The sequence below is a fragment of the Jeotgalibacillus sp. R-1-5s-1 genome, from assembly GCF_004405105.1.
In the GTDB taxonomy this organism is placed as follows: Bacteria; Bacillota; Bacilli; order Bacillales; family Jeotgalibacillaceae; genus Jeotgalibacillus.
Genome location: NZ_SORW01000021.1, coordinates 40,105 through 65,218 on the forward strand (window position 1 = coordinate 40,105; position 25,114 = coordinate 65,218).

Annotated in this window: 26 protein-coding genes; 22 read left to right on the forward strand and 4 right to left on the reverse strand. The window is 43.9% G+C overall.

Translation table 11 applies throughout. The features are described 5' to 3' along the window. Window positions 1-15 precede the first annotated feature (15 nt). The gene (locus E2491_RS08675) at window positions 16-726 is read left to right on the forward strand and encodes a pseudouridine synthase (protein WP_134374985.1); all 711 of its coding nucleotides are present in this window, start codon (window positions 16-18) and stop codon (window positions 724-726) included. Between the two features lie 77 nt (window positions 727-803). Here E2491_RS08675 and E2491_RS08680 read toward each other — a convergent pair whose 3' ends face one another. Next, window positions 804-1,022, reverse strand: a complete 219-nt coding sequence (locus E2491_RS08680; RefSeq protein ID WP_134374987.1) for a DeoR family transcriptional regulator — start codon at window positions 1,020-1,022, stop codon at window positions 804-806. A gap of 534 nt (window positions 1,023-1,556) precedes the next feature. Between E2491_RS08680 and pepV the strand changes: the two genes are divergently transcribed. The 3 genes from pepV (at window position 1,557) to E2491_RS08695 (ending at window position 4,902) form a co-directional block, all read left to right on the forward strand. Further along, window positions 1,557-2,972 (forward strand): dipeptidase PepV, encoded by a 1,416-nt coding sequence (gene pepV / locus E2491_RS08685; RefSeq protein WP_134374989.1) that lies wholly within the window; start codon window positions 1,557-1,559, stop codon window positions 2,970-2,972. A gap of 22 nt (window positions 2,973-2,994) precedes the next feature. Then, a complete protein-coding gene (dat, locus tag E2491_RS08690) occupies window positions 2,995-3,858 on the forward strand; it encodes a D-amino-acid transaminase (RefSeq protein ID WP_134374991.1) in 864 nt (287 codons plus the stop codon). 87 nt (window positions 3,859-3,945) lie between these two features. Then, a complete protein-coding gene (locus tag E2491_RS08695; protein ID WP_166805835.1) occupies window positions 3,946-4,902 on the forward strand; it encodes an NAD(P)/FAD-dependent oxidoreductase in 957 nt (318 codons plus the stop codon). Window positions 4,903-5,385: 483 nt separating this feature from the next. On the opposite strand, the gene cysK is transcribed toward E2491_RS08695, so the two are convergent. Further along, window positions 5,386-6,321: a cysteine synthase A gene (cysK, locus tag E2491_RS08700; RefSeq protein WP_134374995.1), complete on the reverse strand. Its 936-nt coding sequence runs from the start codon at window positions 6,319-6,321 to the stop codon at window positions 5,386-5,388. Window positions 6,322-6,551: 230 nt separating this feature from the next. On the opposite strand from cysK, the gene thpR reads away from it, so the two are divergent. From thpR to E2491_RS08730, 6 genes are all read left to right on the forward strand, one after another. Continuing rightward, complete coding sequence (gene thpR / locus E2491_RS08705) at window positions 6,552-7,094, forward strand: RNA 2',3'-cyclic phosphodiesterase (RefSeq protein ID WP_166805836.1); 543 nt, start codon at window positions 6,552-6,554, stop codon at window positions 7,092-7,094. Between the two features lie 15 nt (window positions 7,095-7,109). Continuing rightward, window positions 7,110-8,093 (forward strand): NERD domain-containing protein, encoded by a 984-nt coding sequence (locus tag E2491_RS08710; protein WP_134374999.1) that lies wholly within the window; start codon window positions 7,110-7,112, stop codon window positions 8,091-8,093. Beyond that, entirely contained in the window at window positions 8,090-9,028 is a 939-nt protein-coding gene (locus tag E2491_RS08715; RefSeq protein WP_134375001.1) for a diacylglycerol/lipid kinase family protein, read from the forward strand. The genes E2491_RS08710 and E2491_RS08715 overlap by 4 nt, the downstream gene beginning before the upstream one ends. 123 nt (window positions 9,029-9,151) lie before the next feature. Then, on the forward strand, window positions 9,152-9,955 hold the full coding sequence (locus tag E2491_RS08720; RefSeq protein WP_134375003.1) for a phosphotransferase family protein: 804 nt from the start codon (window positions 9,152-9,154) through the stop codon (window positions 9,953-9,955). A 101-nt stretch (window positions 9,956-10,056) separates the two neighbouring features. Then, complete coding sequence (trmB, locus tag E2491_RS08725) at window positions 10,057-10,695, forward strand: tRNA (guanosine(46)-N7)-methyltransferase TrmB (protein ID WP_134375005.1); 639 nt, start codon at window positions 10,057-10,059, stop codon at window positions 10,693-10,695. A 147-nt stretch (window positions 10,696-10,842) separates the two neighbouring features. After that, on the forward strand, window positions 10,843-11,697 hold the full coding sequence (locus E2491_RS08730) for a YtnP family quorum-quenching lactonase (protein WP_134375007.1): 855 nt from the start codon (window positions 10,843-10,845) through the stop codon (window positions 11,695-11,697). 325 nt (window positions 11,698-12,022) lie between these two features. On the opposite strand, the gene E2491_RS08735 is transcribed toward E2491_RS08730, so the two are convergent. Continuing rightward, window positions 12,023-12,337 carry a hypothetical protein gene (locus tag E2491_RS08735; protein ID WP_134375009.1) on the reverse strand — a complete coding sequence of 105 codons (315 nt, stop codon included), beginning with the start codon at window positions 12,335-12,337 and terminating at the stop codon, window positions 12,023-12,025. Window positions 12,338-12,510: 173 nt separating this feature from the next. Here E2491_RS08735 and E2491_RS08740 point away from each other — a divergent pair, with 173 nt between their 5' ends. Then, complete coding sequence (locus E2491_RS08740) at window positions 12,511-13,584, forward strand: M42 family metallopeptidase (protein WP_134375011.1); 1,074 nt, start codon at window positions 12,511-12,513, stop codon at window positions 13,582-13,584. Window positions 13,585-13,586: 2 nt separating this feature from the next. Further along, complete coding sequence (locus E2491_RS08745; protein WP_134375013.1) at window positions 13,587-14,096, forward strand: DUF84 family protein; 510 nt, start codon at window positions 13,587-13,589, stop codon at window positions 14,094-14,096. 305 nt (window positions 14,097-14,401) lie between these two features. On the opposite strand, the gene E2491_RS08750 is transcribed toward E2491_RS08745, so the two are convergent. Next, window positions 14,402-14,848 (reverse strand): YtoQ family protein, encoded by a 447-nt coding sequence (locus E2491_RS08750; protein ID WP_134375015.1) that lies wholly within the window; start codon window positions 14,846-14,848, stop codon window positions 14,402-14,404. 152 nt (window positions 14,849-15,000) lie between these two features. Between E2491_RS08750 and E2491_RS08755 the strand changes: the two genes are divergently transcribed. From E2491_RS08755 to ytxJ, 10 genes are all read left to right on the forward strand, one after another. Then, window positions 15,001-15,507, forward strand: coding sequence for a hypothetical protein (locus E2491_RS08755; RefSeq protein WP_134375017.1), 507 nt, complete (start codon window positions 15,001-15,003; stop codon window positions 15,505-15,507). Window positions 15,508-15,879: 372 nt separating this feature from the next. After that, window positions 15,880-16,890, forward strand: a complete 1,011-nt coding sequence (locus E2491_RS08760; RefSeq protein ID WP_244093921.1) for a PTS sugar transporter subunit IIC — start codon at window positions 15,880-15,882, stop codon at window positions 16,888-16,890. Between the two features lie 5 nt (window positions 16,891-16,895). After that, complete coding sequence (locus E2491_RS08765; RefSeq protein WP_134375019.1) at window positions 16,896-17,213, forward strand: thioredoxin family protein; 318 nt, start codon at window positions 16,896-16,898, stop codon at window positions 17,211-17,213. 117 nt (window positions 17,214-17,330) lie between these two features. Then, window positions 17,331-18,140, forward strand: a complete 810-nt coding sequence (locus E2491_RS08770; protein ID WP_244093922.1) for a DUF1444 domain-containing protein — start codon at window positions 17,331-17,333, stop codon at window positions 18,138-18,140. A 12-nt stretch (window positions 18,141-18,152) separates the two neighbouring features. Further along, a complete protein-coding gene (gene ytpR / locus E2491_RS08775) occupies window positions 18,153-18,764 on the forward strand; it encodes a YtpR family tRNA-binding protein (protein ID WP_134375021.1) in 612 nt (203 codons plus the stop codon). 790 nt (window positions 18,765-19,554) lie between these two features. Further along, entirely contained in the window at window positions 19,555-22,119 is a 2,565-nt protein-coding gene (locus E2491_RS08780) for a DNA translocase FtsK (protein WP_134375023.1), read from the forward strand. 118 nt (window positions 22,120-22,237) lie between these two features. Next, window positions 22,238-23,542, forward strand: a complete 1,305-nt coding sequence (gene murC, locus E2491_RS08785) for a UDP-N-acetylmuramate--L-alanine ligase (RefSeq protein ID WP_134375034.1) — start codon at window positions 22,238-22,240, stop codon at window positions 23,540-23,542. A gap of 282 nt (window positions 23,543-23,824) precedes the next feature. After that, a complete protein-coding gene (locus E2491_RS08790) occupies window positions 23,825-24,313 on the forward strand; it encodes a DUF948 domain-containing protein (protein WP_134375036.1) in 489 nt (162 codons plus the stop codon). A 20-nt stretch (window positions 24,314-24,333) separates the two neighbouring features. Further along, complete coding sequence (locus E2491_RS08795; RefSeq protein WP_134375038.1) at window positions 24,334-24,750, forward strand: YtxH domain-containing protein; 417 nt, start codon at window positions 24,334-24,336, stop codon at window positions 24,748-24,750. Window positions 24,751-24,774: 24 nt separating this feature from the next. After that, a complete protein-coding gene (gene ytxJ / locus E2491_RS08800; protein ID WP_134375040.1) occupies window positions 24,775-25,095 on the forward strand; it encodes a bacillithiol system redox-active protein YtxJ in 321 nt (106 codons plus the stop codon). Window positions 25,096-25,114 lie beyond the last annotated feature (19 nt).

The window sequence follows — 25,114 nt, forward strand, 5'->3', positions numbered from 1 at the left end:
TAAAGGAGACGCACTATGCGATTAGACAAACTGCTGTCAAACATGGGGTTTGGCAGCCGTAAAGAAATGAAAAAGTGGCTGAAATCCGGTTCTGTGACCGTTGATGGTAAGCCTGCAAAAGACGGCAAACTGCAGGTGAACCCGGAATCACAGGTCGTAGAAGTAAATGGAGAGAGGGTTCATTACAGGGAATTTATTTATCTAATGATGAATAAGCCGCAGGGCGTTATTTCAGCAACGGAGGACAATCTTCACAAAACGGTGCTCGATCTGATTGATACAGATTTGCATTTGTTCGAACCGTTTCCTGTCGGACGGCTCGATAAAGATACAGAAGGTTTTCTCCTGCTGACAAACGACGGTGTCCTTGCCCATGAATTACTGTCACCTAAAAAGCACGTGGACAAAACGTATTATGCTAAAATTGCCGGGCACGTAACTGACGAAGATATCAATGCATTTGAGCGCGGTGTGACACTCGATGACGGATACGAAACGAAACCGGGTAAGCTCGTGATCCTCGAAAGTGCGGAAACCTCAGAAATTGAACTGACGATCACAGAAGGCAAGTTCCATCAGGTCAAACGGATGTTTCAGGCTGTTGGAAAAGAAGTTGTATTTCTAAAGCGGCTTTCGATGGGTCCGCTATCCCTTGACCCGGATCTTGAACCGGGAGAGTACCGCGAACTGACAGAGGAGGAAGTTCACCTTCTGAAAAATCGATAAAAAAGACCGGACATCAGTCCGGTCTTTTTGTGGGCAAAAATAAAGAAGAGGGCAAAAGCCCCCTTCAAAAAAGTTCATTATGAAATTTTTACTTTCTTTTGTGTCGTTGTCCATTTGCCCCGACTAGGACTTGTCACTAAATCGTTATAGGCTAACACATTCAAATCTCTTTGAATGGTGCGAGGTGTAATGCCGAATTCGTCTACCAGATCATTCGTTGTTACCGTTCCATTTTCCTTAATGAACATGTAAACCGATTTGATCCGGGTCAGCATTCTGTTCGTAGTTGGTTTCAAAAAACCACTCCCTCATCTTTTTTCCATGGCAAGGACGACAGGTGACAGGTTAAAGTTCACGAGTAAGATTAAAATTGGATGCCTTACGACAACCCCTTTTCATTCTATTTCGACAAACGATATTGTCTGACAATTTCATTGTACAATTATTCCCTCATTTTTTCTAGTGTTTTGATGCGTTTTACATACTATTTACAATATTGAAAGGTTAATGTTCGCATTGTGATAATCTTGTATGCGTTTTCATGAAAATGAATTTTCTTGTTTTTATAAGCCCTGTTTTCATATTAATTGAGTAAATGAAGCTTCATTCATTATTGCGTGTTTATATGAATGTTCGACATTATGTCTCGGATTATCTATCATATCACCACCATTCATATGTTATGTCATAAAACTGATCTTTTGATAAAAGATCATCGTTTTACTTATAAATATTCTTACCAATGTTTTGTGATTAATCCGAATTGCATGGTGATTCCCGATTTAAAATAGTCTATAATAGGACCATTATCGACAGTTGAGGTGAATGCTGTGACAATTCAATGGAAACAGGAAGCCGAAAAGAGACGGGATGAAATCATTCAGGAGCTGCAGGGACTGATTGCGATTCCGAGTGTGCTGAATGAAGATGATGCCACGGATGATGCGCCGCTTGGGACAGAAGTAAAGCGTGCATTATCATATCTGCTTGATGCAGGAGAGCGCGATGGATTTACAGCTAAAAATGTCGGGAACCTGGCAGGACATTTGGAAATGGGGCAGGGAGATGATCTTCTTGGGATCCTCTGTCATGTGGACGTGGTGCCTGCAGGAAATGGATGGACTTACGATCCTTTTGAGGGAGCGGTTCACGACGGTAAGCTTTTTGGACGCGGAGCTATTGATGACAAAGGCCCGACCATTGCTGCCTATTTTGCGATGAAAATGATTCAAGAGCTTAATTTAAAATTGAATAAACGTGTAAGGATGATTATCGGCACGGACGAAGAAAGTGACTGGCGCTGTGTGGAGCATTACTTTAAGCACGAGGAGATGCCTTCAATCGGATTTGCACCGGATGCTGATTTTCCAATTATTCATGCGGAAAAAGGCATCACAGATTTTAATCTTCATCTGACCAGGTTTAAGGAAGATGAGCGGGCACCTAAAATTGAAGTGAAGACATTATATTCCGGCGAACGTTACAATATGGTCCCGGATTACGTAAAGGCTGAACTGATTGTTCATGCTGAACAGACATATTTACTTCAGGAGTTTGAAGAGTTTTTAAAGGAACAGGATGTTAAAGGTGATTTTTATGTGGACAGAGGGCTTTTAACGCTTGAACTGCACGGGAAATCTGCCCATGCAATGGAGCCTGATAATGGCATCAATGCAGGACTGCTTCTTGTGAAATTCCTGTGCCGGTTTGAATGTGATGCCAGGGCAAAAACCTATCTCTCATTTGCCAAAAAGTATTTATACAGCGATTCAAGGGCGATTGCACTTGGTCTTTCAGGCAGGGACGAGATTAGCGGAGACCTGACACTGAATACAGGCATCATGCGTTACAGTGAAAAGGAAGCCTATGTCGGGTTGAACGTCCGGTATCCTGTCACATATGATATGGATGAAAGACGTACAGTTCTTCAGAAAGAAATGGAGTCGCTTGGCGTTACGTTAGAGCTGCTGAATGATTCGAAGCCGCATCATGTTGATGGGGATGATCCATTTGTTCAGACACTCCTTTCCATTTATGAAAAACAGACAGGTGAGCCAGGTAAGCTGCTGGCGATCGGCGGCGGTACATATGCCCGCTCTTTAAAAAAGGGTGTAGCATTTGGGGCGCTTTTCCCAGGCAAGGAAGATGTAGCCCATCAAAAAGATGAATATATTGATGTTGAAGATCTGTTAAGCGCAACGGCCATTTACGCAGAAGCCATTTATGAGCTTGCCTGCGAAAAATAATATCATGAAGGGGAAGATCAGTATGGGTACAATACTTGTTAATGATCAGTTTCTAGACCGTGAAAACGGATCAGTGGATATAGAGGACCGCGGCTATCAGTTTGGTGATGGTGTGTATGAAGTAGTCCGCGTATATGGTGGAAACATGTTTACGGCAAAAGAGCATCTCGAGCGTTTATTCGAGTCAGCTGATAAAATTCATCTGACACTTCCATTTACGTACGATGAGCTTGTTGCCCGGCTGGAAAAGCTGATGGAGGTCAATCAGCTTGATACAGGCATTATCTATCTGCAGGTAACGAGAGGATCTGCTGCCAGACAGCACCATTTTCCGGAGCAGACAAAAGCCGTGCTGACTGCTTATACAAAAGAAGTGGCACGTCCTGTAGCAGATATGACTGCAGGGGTGAAGGCGATTATTACCGATGATGTGCGCTGGCTGCGCTGTGATATTAAGAGTCTGAACCTTCTCGGAAATCTGCTTGCTAAACAGGAAGCTGTTTCAAAAGGTGGATTTGAAGCCGTTCTTCACCGCGATGGAACCGTAACGGAGGGCTCTTCTTCCAATGTGTTTATCATCTCAGACGATACATTATATACCCATCCCGCTACGAACCTGATTTTAAACGGGATCACACGCAGGGAGATCCTAAAGCTTTGTAAAGAAATCGGGCTTTCAGTGTCTGAGCAGTCATTTACCCTCGATGATCTGGCTAAAGCAGACGAAGTGTTTATGGCCAGTACGACAGCAGAAGTAATGCCGCTCGTTCAACTCGATGAAACGCCGGTTGGAAATGGCAAGCCTGGTGAGTGGACGCAAAAATTGCAGGCAGCTTTTGAAGAGGCTGTCCAGAAGCAATGCGGGTCACTTGCACAAACCATTTAATCCTGAATTTTTCCTGCCCCCGGGACACATTCTCCCGGGGGTTTTTTGCATGTTCATGCTACGATAAAAGCTACAGGAGGGATGAAGATGAATACATATCAAACAGTCATTGTCGGGGCAGGCTTAACGGGTATCACCGCTGCCAGGCAGCTTCAGGATAAAAGGGAAAACATTCTAATTATTGATAAAGGACGCAGTGTCGGCGGAAGAATGGCGACAAGAAGAATTGACGGAGGAAAAGCCGATCACGGTGCCCAGTTTTTCACAACAAGAACAGTAGCATTTAAACAAATTACTGCTGAATGGCTTGAAAAAGGCTGGATTAAGCACTGGTTTGGAGATGATCATCCACGTTACGCGTCTGTTGATGGGATGAATGCACTTATGAAACGCTATGCAGAAGGGCTTCCTGCTGTGCTTGATAAAAGAATCACAAGGATAAAGAAGCATGACAGTGGATATGAGCTGACGGACGAACAAGGGCAATCTGTTGCCATAGCAGAAAAGGTCATTCTCACAATGCCAATACCGCAGATAACTGAGCTATTGGAGACGAGTGGAATGGATGTTGTTCCCGATTTAAAAAATGTTGACATGACACCTGTTGTTGCGGGATTGTTCTCATTTGAAACAACTCCGGCTTCTGAAAAAGGCAGAATTATTGGCGACTTTCATGAAGGCATCGACCGGATTATTGAACATAAAGAAAAAGGAATATCGGATACTCCGGTTGCAACGGTTTACATGACGGGAGAGTGGTCCAAAAAACATTTTGATCATGACGCAGAAGAGACATTGTCATACATCGAACAGCAGGCAGCTCCGTTTTTCGGAGAGACATCGATCAGAACACGTCAACTAAAAAAATGGCGTTACGCTGAAACGGTCAACCCGCTTAACACCTCAACGCTCAAGCTGGCTGTTGGATTATGGGCGGCAGGAGACTCCTTTCTCCGCCCAGAAGACGAAGCAGGCACAACGCGGTGTGAAAGTGCTTATTTATCAGGGCTCGATGTAGCAGAGGCGGTTGTGAGGGAGCAGTAGACGGTGCTGTTTTGATATATTAAGTAGGATCAGCGTCTTTGTGATGGAATGATTTTTTGAAAAGATGGAATCAAGTCCGGAAAAGAAAGAATAACTTTCAACAATGAAGGAATAATGAACAGCGTATTCGATCTGTTTTCATAATGGATTCACGGCATCATGAGGTTTTGTCAAACGGTTTAATTCTGGCAAGTTTTTTAAACTTCCATATAATCATTACACTTTAATGTCAAAAAGGGTCGGATGCCCCCGGAGACTCCTACGGCAGAGGAGGGACAGGTGAAACCGTTGTGCGGAGCACAAGGGGTTCACCGCCCGGCCACCGAAAAGCGTAGGCGACTCGTCCAGCCCCGACAAGCATAAGGCGAAGATGAAAAGAGGGCTGACCTTCGCCCTCGTTCAGCTTTGACTTATGACCTCGAGGGGCTAGTCGCCGCAGCTAGACAATCGAAAGCGAAGGGGGCATCCGACCCGGTTATTATATTACTCCTCAAATCTAAAAACATCACTCGATAAATAACGCTCTCCTGTATCACAGGCAATAAAGATCACGATAGAATCCTCAGGCAGCGTTTCTGCGACTTTCAAAGCGGCATAACAGGCTGCACCTGAAGATGGGCCAACAAGAATTCCTTCCTCACGGGCAAGTCTGCGTGTAATATCATAAGCATCATCATCTTCTATTTTATGAATCTGATCATATACATCCTGATTTAAAATATCAGGGATAAAGCCCGGACTTGTGCCGACCAGTTTATGTTTTCCGGGTTTTCCTCCTGAAAGGACCGGTGACCCGGCAGGCTCAACAACGTGTACCTGGAGGTTATCGTATTTTTCTTTTAATGTTTCGCCAGTACCTGTAATCGTTCCGCCGGTTCCGGCCGTTGCGACAAAGGCACCAAGCGGCTTTCCGATATGTTCAACGGCTTCAATGATTTCGAGCGCAGTTGATGTACGATGCGCATCGGGGTTTGCAAAGTTTTCAAACTGCATTGGAACAAAGCTTCCTTCAATTTGCCCGGCCAGTTCATTGGCTTTTTTAATCGCGCCCGGCATTTTCTCATCACCCGGTGTTAATACGACTTCTGCCCCGTAAGCCTTTAGCAGATTAATGCGTTCAGCGGTCATCGTATCAGGCATGACAAGGATCGAGCGGTAGCCTCTTGCGGCAGCGTTCATGGCAATTCCGATTCCTGTATTTCCGCTTGTCGGCTCAATAATGGTGGAGCCGGGTTTTAACATCCCTGATTTTTCAGCTTCAACAATCATATTAAAAGCAGCGCGGTCTTTTACGCTTTTACTTGGATTGTAAAATTCAAGCTTTGCATAGACCGTTGCCCCTTTTTCAGGCTGCAGCCTGTTTAATTTAACAAATGGAGTGTCTCCAATTAATTCAGCGATATTATTTACAACTCTCATCACGGTCATCCTTTCAACTGCACATTGTGATTTTATTCTACATTTAACGTCAGCGGGATTCAATGATCAGGCATTCATCATCATTGCTATTCCTGGCGGTGTGATCGTTGTATAATGACGGTAATAATAAAAGGTGATGAATGGTAAAATAAACTGTCCGCAAGGATCGGACTTTTTTGCCGATAATAAAGTAAAGAGTGTTGCAGCAAATGAGAATGGAGCGTGTATGCATGGAGCCTCATTATTTTCTGGCAGTCAGCCTGACGAAACCTGCAAGGGAGCATCTAGCTTTACAACAGGAGGAATGGAAGAAAATATACTCATTTAAAAAATGGACTCATCCTGAGGACTTTCATCTTACACTGAGCTTTCTAGGGTCTGCTGATTCAAGCTTTCTTGAGCAGTTTAAAAACCGGTTACAGGAAAAATTGCCGGTTTATCACTCATTTGAAGTTGTAGTACGGGAAGTAGGTACTTTCGGGCATTCTCTTAAACCGAGGATATTATGGGCAGGACCTGAAGCTTCTGACTCTCTTCAACAGCTGTATGAGGGTGTGCAGCTGAGTCTTGAAGAGGCAGGGAGAAAACGTGAAAACAGACCGTTCAGGCCACATATTACGGTGGCAAAGAAATGGGATCATCAGGAATCGATTACCCTTAAGCAGGATCTTTTACCATTTATACTAGAGGTGAAAGATATTGTTTTATATCAGATTTTTCCTGAGAAAACGCCAAGATATAAAGGTGTTTGGAACTATAAACTCATGAGTTAAGAAGGAGGAGACTAAGTGGCTCAGCTGATTAAGCTTCAGGATTACGTTTCAAGATATGAGAGAGATATGATCCGCTATCCTTCACAATACGTCCGGTTGAAAAAACAGCAATGGAACAAGCTGAAGGAACAATGGGAAGACGGCGGGATTTTTTTGAACGAAGATGAATTTAATCAGTTCAAAGAAGAGGTTGAGGGTAAAAGCACGCTGTTTGACCGATTTAAGAAGATATGGGTGAAAAATGAATCGCAGGAGGAAGTGGAGGGGGAGGATGCACCTCAGGATGATGATTCCTTCCGTTTTGAGCCTTCTGTCTATTACCGTCCGGAAACGATCGAAGACCTGAAACATCTGTATCTCGATCAGCTTTTTCATTTTCAGCTAAAATGGGCGAGCTCCACTTTGACTGAAAAATCGTACATAGATGCAAAATACACCAGGGATGAAAAGCTGAAATACTTTTTACAGCGCTTCCCTGATACGTTTTTGTTGATGTATGAACCGGTGATGCTGTTGAAAAAAGCACCGGTTGAGCTGGAGATTCTTTTATTTACACCTACAGATCTGTGGTGTATCTCTATTCTTGAAGAGGCGAATGATGCTGTATTTGTAGGATCAATGGATCGATTCTGGAAAGTGAAGCATGGTGATAAAGAGCACTCATTGCTCAGTCCGATACTCTCATTAGACCGGACAGAATCTATTATTAAAACGATTTTTGCCAAAGCAGAAGTAGACTTTTCAGTTAAGAAAGCTATCATGTCAAGAAACGGATATCTTGATTTCCCTGATGTACCTTATGGCTATCGTCTTCTTGATAAACGAACCGTCAATCAGTGGCATGAATCTCAGAAAAACATGGGTTCGCCGTTTAAGCATATGCAAATGAAAGCAGCAAAAGCGCTGATCGATTATACACAGACAACCTCTGTCAGAAGGATGCAGTGGAGTGAGTCGGAACAGGATGAAAACGAACTGCTGATGGATCCGGAAGAATGAAAACAATCTTTGTGTTAAATCCTCAGGCAGGTGGAGGTAAGGCTGGTCCTTCACTTCTGGAGGTGCTTAACCGCTATCAAAATGAGCTTGTAGAAATCTGGGTGACCACATCAGCTGGAGACGCCAGGAAGCGAACGGAAGCCTGGTGCCGTCTGAATCGGGAGACTGCAGTGCTTTTTGCTGTGATGGGCGGAGATGGGACGATGAACGAGGTTTTTGACGGAGCATCCATACATAGCCAGGCTTACTTTACCTCTATCCCTGCAGGATCGGGGAATGATTTTGCGAGATATTTCAGTTGGGTACCGCTTTCTGAAACGGGGATCAAGAGAATCATAGAATGGGATGAAACGTCAACGTCCCATGAATCGATTGCATTTCAGGCTAATGAAAATGGATATGCGGTCAGCAATCTAGGTGCGGGTTTTGATGCTGAAGTAGCCTGGCTTGCCAACCGCTCAAAGTTGAAAAAACAGCTGAACCGGCTTTCACTTGGAAAGCTAGTCTATGTTGTGTTTTTGATCCGATGTCTGTTTACGTTTAAACCATTTACACTGATAGCGGAGCTTGATGGGCAGCCTGTCTCCTTTGAAAAAGTCTGGTTTGTCACGATTTCCAATCAGCCTTACTTTGGTGGAGGGATGCGGATTGCGCCGAATGCAGATTCCATGGATGAGAAGCTTGACGTGACTGTTGTTCACGGTCTGTCAGTCATCAAATTTCTGACGGTGTTTTTGAGTGTTTTCAAAGGTGCACATATCCGCTTTAAGGAAGTACATACAGCTAAAGTAAAGAAAATTGAACTGACTCTCTCCCATCATGTACGTCTTCATGCAGATGGTGAGGATAAAGGGAAAATTGGACCGGATGCCAAGCTTTTCGCACAGGTGGCTGCAAAAACGTTGAAAATAGCGGATTTCAGAGATGGGTCTTGACGAAACCCATCAATTAACGATAAAATCTGCATAAGATAGCTATTGTTTATGTAAGCAGCAGCTATCTTTTTCTGTTCTGTAAAATGAGTAAAAGAAATGACTCAACATTAGTAGGTGAGTGAATTGGAACATCTGTTTGATCAGGAATGGGAGATTATGTCCGCTGGTGGAGCGTCGGGTGAAGCTTTTTTCGCACGCTATCACGAGCAGAAGTTATTTCTTAAGCGCAATTCATCCCCTTTTCTTGCCGTGTTGTCTGCTGAAGGAATTGTTCCCCGGCTGAAATGGACAAAGAGGCTTGAAAATGGCGATGTCATTACGGCTCAGCATTGGCTGAACGGCCGTGAGTTAAAAGCGCAGGAGATGAATGGTCCCCGTATCGCAAAAATGCTGAAAAAAATTCATAGCTCCAAGCCGTTAACCTCTATGCTGCGTCGTTTAGGAAAAGAACCGTATGCCCCTTCATTAATGCTTGAAGAGGTGGTATCCACACTGGACACGGAATTAACTTTTTTAAAGCCGGTCAGGGAAGCACTCGACTTTTTAAACCGGCACATAGATGATCTAACAACGGAGAATTTTGCTGTTTGTCACGGAGATGTCAACCACAATAACTGGCTGCTCTCTGAAATTGACGAACTGTTTTTGATTGACTGGGATGGTGCGATGCTTGCAGATCCAGCAGTCGATATTGGAATGCTGCTATACTGGTATGTGCCCGAAGCTGAATGGGCAGATTGGATGGCTGACTACGGAGAAGAACTGACAGGTGAATTCCGTCTCCGTATGAAATGGTATGTCGTATGCCAGGCCCTCATAATGCTCCAGTGGCAAAAAGATAAAGGCCGGCTTCATGACGTCACGAAATGGATGAATTTCCTTCAACGCTGTTTTCAGACAGCATGGGTTCATGAAAATAAAAAATAGCCTGGTGCCTTTCTGGGAAACTGGAAATCATCAAGGCTATTTTTTATGCACAGCTTTTTATAAAAAAATGCTGATATCAGCAATTGGATAAGGAGAAAGCAATGAGAACACGTAATAAACCATGGGCAAAAGACCGTTTAGATGAATTTCCTTCTATTGTTCCGGCAATTCCTCAGGAACACAAAGGAAAATGGAATGCTGTTTTTGGCAACGACAATCCTATCCATATCGAGGTTGGTATGGGGAAAGGCCAATTCATTACAGGAATGGCCGTGCAAAATCCGGATGTCAACTATATCGGCATTGAGCTGTCTGAAAGTGTTGCGGTTGTGGCATTGGACAAAATGATTGAAGCTGATGTGCCAAACGTAAAGCTTCTGACGATCAACGCTGAAATCCTGGCTGACGTATTTGAGCCAGGTGAGGTTGACCGAGTGTATCTTAACTTTTCAGATCCATGGCCAAAAACCCGTCATGAGAAACGCCGTCTGACATTTAAGAAGTTTCTTGATTTGTATAAAACGGTGCTTCCTGAAAATGGGGAGATTCATTTTAAGACAGATAATCGCGGACTATTTGAGTATTCGCTTTGGAGTTTTTCGCAGTATGGCATGCTGCTCAAATATGTAAGTCTGGATCTTCATAAGAGTGATTTTGAGGGTAATATTATGACAGAGTATGAAGAGAAGTTTTCGGCTAAAGGTCAGCCGATTTACCGTTGTGAAGTGCAGTATCAGTAATAAAGAGCCGGGCTCGACTAATCCCTCGCTTCCATCATAGGAGTGTATGGGTGAGTCGGGCTATTTGTATATGAGCAACTGAGCAAGCGCTCATTTTTCATACTGTTTATGTTAAAATGAAAACGTATACATAAGGAGGGGATGGAGTTGGATTCTTTTACTTTTGGTGATTGGACTTTGTATTGGCTTGATGGGGGTATTACAAACATGGACGGAGGGGCGATGTTTGGGGTTGTGCCAAAGCCGCTTTGGTCACGAAAATACCCGGTTAATGAGCTTAACCAGATCGAGCTTGTGACAGAGCCGTTACTGATCCGAACAGGTGAACGGAATCTGCTGATTGATTCAGGCGTCGGATACGGTAAGCTCGATGACAAGAAAAAAAGGAATTACGGGGTTACCAGGGAAGCTGCTTTGGATCAATCATTGAAGGAGCTGGGGCTTACGCTTGAGGATATTGATACGGTTTTAATGACACATATGCATTTTGATCATGCAGGCGGTTTAACCGGCATTACTGATGGTCACCTGTATTCAGTGTTCCCGAATGCGGATATTTACACATCAGAGATAGAATGGAATGAATTGAGAAATCCGAATATCAGATCACGTAATACATATTGGAAAGAAAACTGGGAGCCGGTTCAGGAGCAGGTGAAAACTTTTGAAAAAGAGATAGAGATTTTGACCGGCATCAAAATGATCCATACAGGCGGACACAGTGACGGACACTCCATCGTTGTTCTTGAACAGCATGGAGAAACCATTGTTCATATGGCTGATCTCATGCCAACCCACGCCCACCAGAACCCTTTATGGGTGCTTGCCTATGACGATTACCCAATGACCAGCGTCTTCGCTAAAGAACACTGGGTGAAAAAAGGACTGGCAGAAGGCTGGTGGTTCAGCTTCTACCACGACGCCATCTACCGCATGATCAAATGGGATCCATCAGGCAAAGAAGTAGCAGACTCCCTAAAAAGAACTGCTTTCAAGGACTAATAGATCTTTTAAACAATTAGACTGAACAGCGCGCTTTGCCCTTATTGTTTTCTTTCTGAAAATGATCATCAGAGGGACGGGTCGCATCCGAAGACTCCTATGGCGGAAAGGGACAGGTGAAACCATTGTGCGCAGCACAAGGGGTTCACCGCCCGGCCATGGAAAGCGAAGGATGCGACCCGTCCCGTTTTTGCTTCGTAATGTCTGTTAATGTTAATCAGCTTCGGGACCGTGCGGCCGCGCAGGATGCGTCTCCGTCCGGCTTTTAACAAGCTTCTCAAACTCAAAAAGAGACTGGAACAAACCGTTCCAGTCTCTTTAGCATTTATGAGATTTTGTAAATATCCATCACTGTACCGGTCTTTGAGTCCGCAATAAACTCAAACTGCTCAAGATCACTTCCCTGATGACGGGAAATGCCCCCACGGTAGACTTTATTTTTTACACCCATCACTTCATGCTCTTCAGGATTCATCTGAATCCAGGAGCCATCGATTGGGCCCTGCTTCTTAAATTGTGTTTTTACATCATTCAACACTTTGTCAGCAGATACTGAAACGGTTTGAGCAGCGCTTTTACTGATAAGAACACCTGCTGCCAGCCCAACTGCTGCACCAATTGATACATCTTTCCAGTTCATGTTCACTTTCACCTCCGGACCGTTCTTTTATCAGTATAGCGGATCGGCTCTTTATCTGCATCTCTCTTTTCCAATTTTGACAAATTAGTTGTTCCATTGTGGCAAGAGGAGTGAAAGTTCTGTAAAATAAACGTTAGTTGTTTCGACACACGACAGAAAGGAAGTTATACATAATGAATCAGGATACATTATCCCTATTTAAAACTTTAACAGAATTACCCGGCGCACCCGGAAATGAGCATGCGATCCGCAAGTTTATGAAACAGGAGCTTTCAAAGTACTCAGATGAAATCGTTCAGGACGGTCTTGGTAGCATATTTGGACTGAAAAAAGGACCTGAAGATGGACCGGTTGTTATGGCTGCAGGTCACATGGATGAAGTTGGGTTTATGGTGACGGGCATTACCGAAAACGGGATGATCCGATTCCAGACACTCGGCGGCTGGTGGAGTCAGGTGTTACTTGCTCAGCGCGTTGAAATTGTGGCTGAAGATAAAAAGATCATTGGCGTCATTGGATCTATCCCTCCTCATCTATTGAGCGAAGAAAAACGTGCAAAACCGATGGAAATTAAAAATATGCTCATTGATGTAGGTGCAGACGATAAGGCAGATGCTGAATCAATGGGCATCCGTCCGGGACAGCAGATTGTGCCTGTATGTCCGTTTACTCCAATGGAAAACAATAAAAAAATTCTGGCTAAAGCATGGGATAACCGCTACGGCTGCGGAATTTCAGTGGAACTTCTGAAAGAGCTGAAGGATGAAAAACTGCCGAATACGCTGTACAGTGGTGCAACCGTGCAGGAGGAAGTCGGCTTAAGAGGAGCACAAACAGCTGCCAACCTGATTAAACCGGATATTTTCTTTGCCATGGATGCAAGTCCTGCAAATGATATGACAGGCGATAAAAATGAATTCGGTCAGCTCGGTAAAGGAACGCTGCTGCGTATTTTAGACCGCAGTATGGTGACACACCGCGGTATGCGTGAATTCGTTCTGGATACAGCAGAGACGAACAATATTCCGTATCAGTATTTTGTTTCTGCAGGCGGTACTGATGCAGGCCGCGTCCACATTTCAAATGAAGGTGTGCCAAGTGCGGTTGTCGGCATCTGTTCACGCTATATCCACACAGCAGCTTCGATGATCCATATTGATGATTATGCAGCTGCAAAAGAACTGCTAGTTAAACTCGTAAAGGCAAGTGATCGTTCAACGGTCGAATCGATCCGTCAGGGTTCATAAAAATGAAGGCAGCAGTAGGTACACTGAACAAAGCGAAATTAAAAGCAGTTGAAGCTGCCTGGAAGATCGGTGACGTTCAGGGGTTTGATATCCCTTCAGGTGTCAACGACCAGCCATTTGGTCACGAGGAAACAATCGAAGGCGCGGTGAACAGGGCAAAAGGAGCAGCAGAAAAGCTTCCCGGAGCCGTTGGGATTGGTCTTGAAGGTGGCGTAACAGAGACACCGCACGGACTTTTTATTTGTAACTGGGGAGCGCTTGTGACCCCTGATGGCAGAGAACCTTTTATCGCTGCAGGCGCGAGCTTCAGGCTGCCGGATGAGCTGGCTGAACCGCTCCGGCAGGGGGAAGAGCTCGGGCCTTTGATGAGAGCTTACAGTCAAAATAAAAACATCAGTCAGGAAGAAGGAGCGGTTGGTTTTTTTACGAACCACAGAATTACCCGTGATCAGATGTTTGAACATATTTTGGAGCTGCTGATTGGTCAGTGGGAGTTTTCAAATAGAGCATAAAAAATCCGGCAGCAATGCCGGATTTTTTAGATGAAGGTCTTATTAAAATTGCGTCTGGTTTTTGTGAGAGTTGTTTATTAACCACCTAGAGTAGTCAAATAATGCAACAGCATTGTTAATTAATCAAAAAGAGTTATCTAATAAATTTGTTTAAAAGCCCGCCTCCGCTTTTTCGTGGCCACACGATAAGCCGCAGTCTTCGGGTGGCAACGGCCCTCAAAAATATAGTCAATCATATCATTATATCTATACAAGTTAACAAACATTTCTTTTCATTAATGAACAAATATAAAAATGAAAGTTTTTTATTCCTCTTCAAAAATATAAGAAACGGCTTTTAGTGCCTGATCAGGTGTTTCGACTGTGACGGTTGCTTTTCTTGAAAGCTCTTTTAGTGCATGGTGTAGCTTTTCCGGGCGAATCAGAATCAGCGGTTTTCCGGCTGTTAAGGCAGCGGATGCGTCCATTGCGGTGTTCCACTGTTTATATTGTTCACCGAAAAGCGCGATAACCAGGTCAGCCTTTTGCATAAGCACCTGTGTACGAAGATTGTTAAAGGCAGAAGCTGCATCGTCTTTGAAAACAGCAGAAGGCTGTTCACCTAATATTTCTTCCCCAATCTGATCCGAGCGCTCGTGATTTTCCATCGGTCCTGTGAAATGAAGAGTGTATGGCAGATCCTTCGCTTTCTCTTTTAACTGCTTCCGCCAGTCACTGTGAATTTCTCCCGCAAGATAAATTGTCAGTTCCATCTACATTCCTCCTCAAAATATGTCGCAATAGTCAAAGTATATCACGATAAAAAATAGGCTGGAAATATGTTGCTCTTCCCAGGGGTTGTCAAAAGCCTCTATGAACAGTATGATGTTAAACGAATGCTTTAAAAATTTCAGGAGGAAATACCATGAAGAAATTCAGTTTATTAATCCTATTACTCGCCCTTTCAGCTGTATTGGCAGCTTGTAATACAACCATAGAGGAACAAAGAGACAAGACGCTTGAAGAAGTAGAGGCTGTATTTAATGCAGACCCTGAACGTGCAAATGAAGAAGGACAGGATCTCGAGTTCCACATTCCTTATTTCTCAGAAGTTGCAGAAGAAGCTGATCACAACATTGTCATTGAAAAAAGCAATGAAACCTACGTTCTATTTCATCACCTGAACGAAGAAGCAGGTCAGGATGCGATCTATACAATGACAGAAGCTTCATCTGAAGAGTGGCTCGTGAACGAAACTTTCGAAGCCAACGACCAATTTGGCTACGTATTGCTCAGACAGATTGACGAAGAAGAATACGAGCTTGTGACAGGCGTCAACCACGTAAAAGTCACCACCGTAACAGACCTTCAAAACATCGCTGACAATGCCGAATGGATGATGGAAACAGCCCGTTCTGCCCAGTGGAAATAACCATTCAAAGGAAAATGCCCAAAACCATCGGGCATTTTCTTTTTTTATTATCTGAAAACCTACATAACCATAAGAGAGTAATCATGGTTCGGTGATTATTATTGTGATAGTTGTCACACCGATGCCGCCCGATCCAATCTGTATTTTAAAAATTGTTATAAATATACAAAGGGCCGTCCTCATCCGAAGACTCCTGTGGCAGAGAAGCGACAGGTGAGACAGCGTAGCGCGCAGCGCTAGCTGGCTCACCGCGCGGCCGCGGAAAGCGAAGGATGAGGACGGCCCGACTGCATATGAAAAATCATAAAGCCACCGCTTTACAAAACAAACAACTGTCTTTACACTAGTAAAAGTGTAAAGGAGTGGGCATTCGTGAAATGGCTTAGAAAAAAAGGAGTTTCATTATCCCCTAAGATATACTTAATCGACGGCCTCAGCTATATGGCACTTGGCCTTTTCAGTTCCCTCATCATCGGACTTATTATCCAGACAATAGGAAATCAATTCTCTATTCCCTTTCTTACAGAAATGGGTACGCTTGCAATTACACTAGCCGGCCCTGCCATTGGTGCAGCAGTTGCATACGGCCTAAAAGCGCCGCCGCTAGTGCTCTTTGCTGCTGTCGTTACAGGAGCAGCAGGCTATTCACTTGGTGGTCCTGCCGGATCCTATGTGGCGGCACTTGTATCTGTTGAAATCGGTAAAATGGTCAGTCAGACAACAAAGCTTGATATCGTCGTGACCCCATTTACAACCATTGCAACAGGGTATATCATTTCGGCTTTTGTTGGACCGGAGATTAATGAATTTATGCAGTCGATCGGCAGCTGGATCAGCTGGGCAACGGAACAGCGTCCGATTGTGATGGGCATGCTTGTGGCTGGCATCATGGGACTTGCTCTTACAGCGCCAATTTCCAGTGCTGCGATCGCTCTGATGCTTGGACTCGATGGACTTGCTGCAGGTGCTGCAACGGTTGGATGCAGCGCGCAGATGATCGGTTTTGCAGTGGCGAGTTATAAAGAGAATAAATGGGGCGGCCTGGTTGCCCAGGGGCTTGGGACATCTATGCTTCAGGTGCCGAATATTATCCGAAACCCGCTCATTTGGATTCCGCCAACCGTTGCAGGTGTCGCACTAGCACCCATTGGGACTGTCATTTTCAAAATGCAGAATTCACCTGAAGGAGCAGGAATGGGGACGAGTGGGCTTGTTGGACAGATCATGACATTTAATACAATGGGCTTTTCATTCACTGTTCTTGGTCAGGTTCTCCTGTTGCATTTTATTGGACCTGCCGTCATAACCCTGTTACTATCTCATTACATGAGAAAAGTCCGTCTGATTAAAGATGGTCAGATGAGGATTCATACAGGAGGATGAAAAGAATGAAGAAGCTTGAATCAATGGAACAATTTAATGAGTTGAAAAATAACGGTAAGCACATTTTTATGTTCTCAGCTGACTGGTGCCCGGATTGCCGTGTGATTGAACCGATTCTTCCTGAAGTGGAAGAGAAATTTTCATCATTTACATTTGTTTACGTGGATCGTGATGACTTTATTGATCTGTGTGCAGACCTTAGTGTTTTTGGCATTCCGAGCTTTGTGGCCTTTGAAAACGGTGAAGAAACAGGCCGTTTTGTGAGTAAAGACCGTAAGACACAAGAAGAAATCGAGCATTTTGTAGAGAGTCTTCCTGCATAAACAGATCATCACCATAAAAAAGTAATGCCTGGCGCAAAATGAATTCCTTTAGCGTCAGGCTTTTTTCATGTACAATAGAATGCGGAGAAAAACCTGTTCAACTATTGGAGGGTTATCATGGCAGAAAAAATGGACTCATTGAAAATGAGAAAAAAATTAAAGGAACGACTTGAGCATCCTGACCGTGTCATCTCGTATGACCGGGAAAAGGACCAGCTCAGAGTTGAAGATAAAGAAACAAAAAAAGGAATCGAAATTTCGATTCCGAGCGTAATCGGAAAATGGAATCAGAAAAAGGACCAGGCCGTTGAAGAAACCGCTTATTATGTTGAAGAAGCGCTTGCAGTGATGGGAAGAAAAGCAGCTGTTCAAAATCCTGAAAAGCATGTTCTGCCCGTGATCCGCTCGACTTCTTTCCCAACAGAATCAAAAGAAGGCGTTTCATTTGTATACGATGAGCATACGGCTGAAACGAGAATCTTTTATGCGATGGATCTTGGGAAGACGTACCGGCTTATTGATGAACCATTCCTGAAAGATCAGGGCTGGACACATGCTCAAATGAAGGAAATGGCACTATTCAATGTTCGCTCTCTTCCAGCTGAAATGAAACGGGATGAAGTGGCTGAAAATGTATTCTATTTCCTGAATTCAAATGACGGATACGATGCCAGCAGAATTTTAAATGACTCGTTTTTAAAAGAAATGGCTGATAAAATAGAAGGCGAAATGACGGTTGCTGTCCCTCATCAGGACGTGCTGATCATTGGTGACATCCGCAATGAAACAGGTTATGATGTACTGGCTCAAATGGCCATGTCCTTCTTTGCAGCAGGGCATGTACCGATCACAGCCTTATCCTTCATTTACGAAGAGGGAGAACTGGAGCCGGTCTTTATCTTAGGAAAAAATAAACGCAGGGAATAAGGAGACAATCTGATGAACGTATTTTATAACAAACATGGTATTGGTGATGTAGTACTCATTAAACTGAATGACACGCCACGTCATTCCAAAGCTTTTGAAAGAAAAGGAAATGTTGTTCAAATTAAAAACAATGAAACCAACGAAGTGACAGGCTATAACATTTTTGAAGCATCTTCAACTTTCTCATACGATGCAGAAGGCGTAGTTAAAATGGACGCTGGAAAGCTGAAGCAAATCAATGAAGTGATCCAGCAGGCAGGATTTGACCATCAGATTGAGGCTGACTTCACGCCGAAATTTGTTGTTGGCTACGTTGAAGAAATGGAAAAACATCCGAACGCTGACAAACTTAACGTTTGTCAGGTGAATGTAGGAGAAGAAAAGCTCCAGATCGTTTGCGGCGCACCAAACGTCGAAGCAGGTCAAAAAGTGGTTGTGGCCAAGCCGGGCGCTGTAATGCCAAGTGGCATGATCATTAAAGATGCAGAACTCCGCGGCGTTCCATCAAGCGGCATGATCTGTTCAGCCAAAGAACTTGCACTGCCTGACGCACCGGACAAAAAAGGAATCCTCGTCCTAGAAGACTCCTACCAAGCCGGCCAGGCATTCCCGCTGTCTAACTAAAGTTTTATAAATCTTACTGCTGATAAAGCCGGCTGGTGTATATATACACAGGCCGGCTTTTCTATGACTTTAATTTGTAATCTATTAACATCTTGCTCAGTCCTATCAATAGAACCAGTCTTGCAGTCGTCAATACCTTATTCGCTAACAAGATTTCAGCTTCAAATTAATCACCTATCGACAGAGATGTATATGCTATCAACGGGAACATTCGTCTTAATAACAGATTAATTGTAGCTTGTAAAAATCACGCTTCTAATTTAGGATTAACAATGATTGATACTACTGACTAAAGGGCCGGGTCGCATCCGAAGACTCCTACGGCAGAGAAGCGACAGGTGAGCCAGCGTATTGCGCAGCAATAGCTGGCTCACCGCGCGGCCTTAGAAAAGCGGAGGCGGCTCGTCCAGCCCCGACAAGCATAAGGCGAAGATGAAAAGAGGGCTGACCTTCGCCCTCGTTCAGCTTTGACTTATGACCTCGAGGGGCTAGCCGCCGCAGCTAGACAAAAGAAAGCGAAGGATGCGACCCGGCCCGTTTTTTAAAAAGCATATCATCACCCCACCGCTCAGCCCAAAACCAGAGCGGTTTTTTATTTTTCCAGATGACAATAGACACCCGGATACGAAACAAGTCACACTCACCCGTCATCCGATTTAACTAAATCATCAATTTCGACACGATTGTAGAGTAAAACCTGCTAAAATAGGTGAAGTGAGAGGATAGCACATCACATATACAAAATAAAAAACCCTACTAAAAAGTAAGTAAGAAAAGAGTGGTTGTAAAAATGAATTGGATTAAAAAAATATTATCAATCATTCAAAGCGATGAGGATGAATCTGTACAGGAACAAAAGCCTGTTCACCCGCAACAGCGCCTACAGCAAAAAGAATTAACGACAAGAATGACCTATCAGTATCCAAAAGGGGAGTTCCGGTTCCCGTTAATACCTGACGAATCTTCTGTGAAAAGAACGCAGCCTGAACGTAAGTCTCAACAGCATCAAAAGCAGGAGGCGGTCAAACCGGAACATGAGCGGCCAAGAAAAGTTGAAAAAAGTCCGAATGCAGGACCTTTTCAGCCTACAGACGTGCCTTCACCTATTTATGGATTCAGGGAGCGTCCGAAGAAAAAGCCGGTGACTATACATAGCGAGGAAATCGAATATGAGATTTCTTCTTTCAGCCGTCACAAGGATCGCCCGGTTTCAGAGGACAAGCAGCATAATGTGATTCACCTGAATGAGCAGAAAAAGGAACGGTCTTTGCATACACTGGTGAAACAGGAGTCTGATGTCAAAGACAATGATGAAAATCAAGCCGTAACCTCAATGGAAGTTGAAGAGGTTGCTTCAACACAAGAAACCGCTGCTGAAACAAACCGTCCGGATATCGTGCTGCAGCACACTCAGACAGGAGCCGTAATGGTTGAACGCAAATCTAAAGCAGCAGAATCAACGGATACAACAGAAATAAGCGAAATTGCAGATACAACAGAAGAAGCTGAAACAACCGAAACAGCAAAAACTGCTGAGGTCCCTGACGTTTCAGTGGAAACAACCGAAAACAATCCAGTTGCCGTTCAAGAAACGGAATCAGAGAATAAGTTGGAAACCGTTAATAATGAGACGCAAAATGATCTAAGTCATTCAGATCGTGAAGCGAAAAATGAACCACAACCTGTTACAAGCACTGAATCAGCAACTGCCCAAAACGATGCCAAAGCTGAAAGGCCAAGAAGAAGATCGGTGCCATTTAATGTGATGATGCTGAATCAGGATCGGAGAAAGCAGGCTCAAAAGCCGGCAGAGCCTGTCAGTCAGCCAGTAGCTGAGAAAAGGACACCTGAACCTCAGGAAGAAGCGCAACCTGTTTCAAAACCAGTCAGCCAGCAGAGTGATGAACAGGATCAGGATCTTCCGTATTACGCTTTTCCATCGCAGGATCTTTTGCTTCCACCTGTATTCAAAGAGCGTGATGAAGAATGGCTGAATGCTCAGGCAGAGCTTTTGGATGAAACTTTGTTCCATTTCAATGTGAATGCCAAAGTGAAAAATGTGACGCAGGGACCATCCGTTACCAGGTTTGAATTGTTTCCTGAAAAAGGCGTCAAAGTCAGTAAAATTACGAGCTTAACCGATGATATTAAGCTTGGGCTCGCAGCAAGAGATATCCGGATGGAAGCACCGATACCGGGTAAAATGGCTGTTGGCATTGAAATACCTAATCCGACGAGCCGTCCGGTTGCCTTAAGGGAGATTTTAGCCGATCCAGCCTTTACACAATCGGACGCGACCCTGCCGGTAGCACTTGGCCTTGATATTGAAGGTCAGCCGGTCGTTACGGATATCGGGAAAATGCCGCATGGTCTGATAGCCGGAGCTACCGGTTCAGGTAAAAGTGTATGTATTAATTCCATTCTGGTAAGTCTTCTGTATCATTCTTCACCAGATGATTTGAAAATGTTATTAATTGACCCTAAAATGGTAGAGTTGGCACCATATAATCATATTCCGCATCTGGTCAGCCCGGTTATTACGGATGTAAAAGCAGCAACGGCTGCACTAAAATGGGCTGTTGAAGAAATGGAAAGACGTTATCAGCTGTTTGCCCATTCTGGTGTCCGTGATATTAAGCGATACAATCAAAAAGTCAAAGAAGCCGGACATTATTCACAAAAACTGCCTTATCTCGTTATCGTCATCGATGAGCTGGCTGATTTGATGATGATGTCACCGGCAGACGTGGAAGAAGCCATTTGCCGAATTGCTCAAAAAGCAAGAGCGTGTGGTATTCATCTGCTGATCGCAACACAGAGACCTTCTGTTGATGTCATCACCGGACTGATCAAGGCAAACGTACCAACCCGAATTGCGTTTTCCGTCAGTTCTCAGGTTGATTCACGTACGATCATTGATTCATCCGGAGCTGAGCGGCTGCTCGGACGGGGAGATATGCTGTTTCTTGAAAATGGTGCATCAAAGCCTGTACGACTTCAGGGCACATTCGTTTCAGACGATGAAATTGATCAGGTAGTGGCACACGTGCGTAATGAGCGCAAAGTATCCTATTTATTTGAGCAGGAAGAGCTTCTGGCGAAAGTCGATATTCAGGATGAAGAAGATGAATTACTGCTAGAAGCCTGTGAATTTGTGATGAGTCATGGGGGAGCGTCCACGTCGCTTCTACAGCGCCATTTCAGAATCGGCTACAACCGTGCAGCCAGATTAATTGATCAGATGGAGAAGCACGGATGGATCTCAGAAGCAAAAGGAAGCCGTCCACGTGATGTCATGATGACAGGTGAAGATCTAGAGCAGCTTCAGGAAACGGGTACAGGAAAGCAGCTATAAACGCATTATTTGTTGAAATCATGAAACATGCTATAATAAAAAAATATGTGCGATTTTGAATGATAATTTAACACTGTCATCTGCGTATATAAATCAGATGACTGCTGGAGGTTCAATAATGACAAGTTTTCACTTTGTAGGAATCAAAGGTTCAGGCATGAGTCCCCTTGCACAGATCCTTCACGATATGGGACACGATGTACAGGGCTCAGATATAGAGAAGCGTTTTTTTACTCAGGTACCACTCGAAGAACGTGGTATTACGATCCTGCCTTTTGACCGAAATAATATTAAACCTGGAATGACAGTTATAGCTGGAAATGCGTTCCCGGATGAACATGAGGAAATTGATGAAGCACTGAAACAGGGCGTTGATCTGATCCGTTATCATAAATTCCTTGGTGATTTTATGCATAACTACATCTCTGTCGGCGTTTCAGGTGCGCACGGTAAAACATCTACGACCGGCCTGCTTGCCCATGTCATGCAGGGAGGGGCAGATACTTCTTATCTGATTGGTGATGGTACCGGTAAAGGATATGAAGAGAGTAAATACTTTGTATTTGAAGCATGTGAGTACAGAAGGCATTTTCTCTCCTATTCACCTGACTATATGATCATGACAAACATTGATTTTGACCATCCGGATTATTTTGCTGATATTGACGATGTTTTCTCTGCTTTTCAGGATATGGCGAAGCAGGTTAACAAAGGCATTATCGCCTGTGGTGATGATGAGTATCTTCAGAAGATGGTTGCCAATGTGCCGGTTCTTTTCTACGGTTTTAATGAAGAAAATGATTTTCAGGCCAGAAATGTTACCACTTCAACTGAAGGGACGTCATTTGATGTGTTTGTCAGAAATGAATATTTTGCTACGTTCCAGATCCCGACATACGGAGATCATACGATCTTGAATGCACTTTCCGTGATTGCCCTGTGCCATTATGAAGGCATCCCGACAGAATCTGTGCAGGAGCAGTTAAAGACATTTAAGGGGGTAAAGCGCCGTTTTACTGAAAAGAAAATCGGTGGCAGAATCCTGATTGATGACTATGCACATCACCCGACTGAAATCAAAGCGACACTTGATTCGGCTTCGAAAAAATACCCGGACCGTGAAGTAGTGGCGATTTTTCAGCCTCATACATTTACGCGGACGCAGACGTTCCTGGAGGACTTTGCCTCATGTCTTAGAGGGGCAGATCATGTGTATTTATGCGAGATCTTTGGCTCTGCCCGTGAGAACCACGGCAAGCTGTCAATCAATGACCTGAAGGAAAGAGTTGACGGAGCTGAGATTCTTACAGCGGAGGACCCTTCTCCACTTGCTAAGCATGAAGATGCTGTACTGATCTTTATGGGAGCCGGGGACGTCCAGAAGTTTCAGGAATCATTTGAAGCCTACCTGAATGAAAATTAATTAATTCAAAGAAAAGACAGCTCTGCTTTTATGAGCTGTCTTTTTTATGCGGTATAAAAGAAGACCTGCACGATAAAAGCCAGGTCATCCGTTTGGAGTCTGTGAAATGACCTGGAACTTTTTGTGATGATAAGGCAGGTTATCATGCTTGATTAATTTTTCACAAATACGATAAGATGCTTGAAGGAATTTGTAAAGGCTTTAGAGAATAGAAAGAAAGAGCGTTTATCAAATTCCCGGCAAGGGTAAAACAATCATTATAAATAGAAGGGAGCTGAATTCATGGAAATCTTACTTTATATTAGTGCGCTGCTTGCAGCAGGGGGATTTTTGATTTTGTGCATCAGTCTGGCTGTAACGCTGACTGCGGTCAAAAAAACGCTGAACAGTCTTGCAGATACCGTTGCAGCACTTCAGAAGCAACTGGATGGTATTACCCGCGAAACAACCGATTTATTACATAAGACGAACGGGCTTGCAGAAGATGTTCAAAACAAATCTGCCAAGCTGAACTCTGTTGTGGATGCAGTCAAAGGAATTGGTACGAATGTTCAACAGCTGAACAATTCAATTGGAAAGATAACGAGTACAATTTCACGTTCTGCGGAAAACAATGAAGAAAAAATTGCACAGGTCGTTCAATGGAGCAACGTTGCAATGGAACTTCGCAATAAGTGGAAAAAGGATCGCAGCGCTGAAGGATCACAGAAAGCGGAAAAGTATCCGGAGCCACAGCGTGCGCTTCCACCTGTTGACCAAACTGAAAAATAAACATTCCAGGAGGGATTATCATGGGGAAACATGAATCTAATTCTAAGGACTTTATTATTGGCGCGCTTATCGGAAGTATTGCAGGAGCGGTTACGGCATTATTCCTTGCACCAAAATCAGGTGGAGAATTCAGACAGGATCTCAACTATCAGGCTGGAAAAATCAAAGAGCGTTCATATGAATTGAAGGACCAGGCAGTTGCCAAAAGCTCTGAACTTGCTTCTGCTGCAAAAGAGAAATCCACTGAGCTTTCTAAAACTGTTCAGTCACGCTCAAATTCAGTTATTGAAAAGGTGAAGTCATCACGTTCAGGTGACAGCCAGGCTGAAGAAACTGCAGGACCTGTACTGGCAAAAGATCCTTCTTTGCCAACGGTTCATCCGGTAGATCCGCTTACTCCTCCAACTGAGGAAGAGCCGGTTAACAGCAGAGTGTGATTTGAAAGACAAAGGAGTTTTTTGATGAAAAAGATTGATACAGTGGATCAGTTTGAACAGCTGCTTCAATCCAATGAGGACTTTTATTTTCTCAAACACAGTTTAACATGCCCCATATCGGCTTCTGCATTCCATGCATTTCAGTCTTTTACGGAGAAAAACCATACTGATTCGTATTACCTGGCCGTTCAGGAATCCCGTCCTTTGTCCAATCATATTGCAGAGGCATTCCATACAAAACATGAATCTCCACAGGTTTTTCATGTAAAGAACGGAAAACCGGTATGGAACACATCACATTTTAAAATTAATGTGAAAAGTCTTGAAGAAGAACACAGCAGATAAAAAGGACCGCTCATCTGAT

Bases quoted from the DNA above. Each gene is read 5' to 3' on its own strand.
- E2491_RS08780 (WP_134375023.1), top strand. From the start codon at position 19,555: ATGAATTGGATTAAAAAAATATTATCAATCATTCAAAGCGATGAGGAT.
- ytpR (WP_134375021.1), top strand. From the start codon at position 18,153: ATGAACGTATTTTATAACAAACATGGTATTGGTGATGTAGTACTCATT.
- E2491_RS08750 (WP_134375015.1), bottom strand. From the start codon at position 14,848: ATGGAACTGACAATTTATCTTGCGGGAGAAATTCACAGTGACTGGCGG.
- E2491_RS08755 (WP_134375017.1), top strand. From the start codon at position 15,001: ATGAAGAAATTCAGTTTATTAATCCTATTACTCGCCCTTTCAGCTGTA.
- murC (WP_134375034.1), top strand. From the start codon at position 22,238: ATGACAAGTTTTCACTTTGTAGGAATCAAAGGTTCAGGCATGAGTCCC.
- E2491_RS08675 (WP_134374985.1), top strand. From the start codon at position 16: ATGCGATTAGACAAACTGCTGTCAAACATGGGGTTTGGCAGCCGTAAA.
- E2491_RS08740 (WP_134375011.1), top strand. From the start codon at position 12,511: ATGAATCAGGATACATTATCCCTATTTAAAACTTTAACAGAATTACCC.
- E2491_RS08735 (WP_134375009.1), bottom strand. From the start codon at position 12,337: ATGAACTGGAAAGATGTATCAATTGGTGCAGCAGTTGGGCTGGCAGCA.
- E2491_RS08770 (WP_244093922.1), top strand. From the start codon at position 17,331: ATGGCAGAAAAAATGGACTCATTGAAAATGAGAAAAAAATTAAAGGAA.
- E2491_RS08765 (WP_134375019.1), top strand. From the start codon at position 16,896: ATGAAGAAGCTTGAATCAATGGAACAATTTAATGAGTTGAAAAATAAC.
- cysK (WP_134374995.1), bottom strand. From the start codon at position 6,321: ATGAGAGTTGTAAATAATATCGCTGAATTAATTGGAGACACTCCATTT.
- E2491_RS08715 (WP_134375001.1), top strand. From the start codon at position 8,090: ATGAAAACAATCTTTGTGTTAAATCCTCAGGCAGGTGGAGGTAAGGCT.
- E2491_RS08695 (WP_166805835.1), top strand. From the start codon at position 3,946: ATGAATACATATCAAACAGTCATTGTCGGGGCAGGCTTAACGGGTATC.
- E2491_RS08795 (WP_134375038.1), top strand. From the start codon at position 24,334: ATGGGGAAACATGAATCTAATTCTAAGGACTTTATTATTGGCGCGCTT.
- E2491_RS08745 (WP_134375013.1), top strand. From the start codon at position 13,587: ATGAAGGCAGCAGTAGGTACACTGAACAAAGCGAAATTAAAAGCAGTT.
- E2491_RS08790 (WP_134375036.1), top strand. From the start codon at position 23,825: ATGGAAATCTTACTTTATATTAGTGCGCTGCTTGCAGCAGGGGGATTT.
- dat (WP_134374991.1), top strand. From the start codon at position 2,995: ATGGGTACAATACTTGTTAATGATCAGTTTCTAGACCGTGAAAACGGA.
- thpR (WP_166805836.1), top strand. From the start codon at position 6,552: ATGGAGCCTCATTATTTTCTGGCAGTCAGCCTGACGAAACCTGCAAGG.
- ytxJ (WP_134375040.1), top strand. From the start codon at position 24,775: ATGAAAAAGATTGATACAGTGGATCAGTTTGAACAGCTGCTTCAATCC.
- trmB (WP_134375005.1), top strand. From the start codon at position 10,057: ATGAGAACACGTAATAAACCATGGGCAAAAGACCGTTTAGATGAATTT.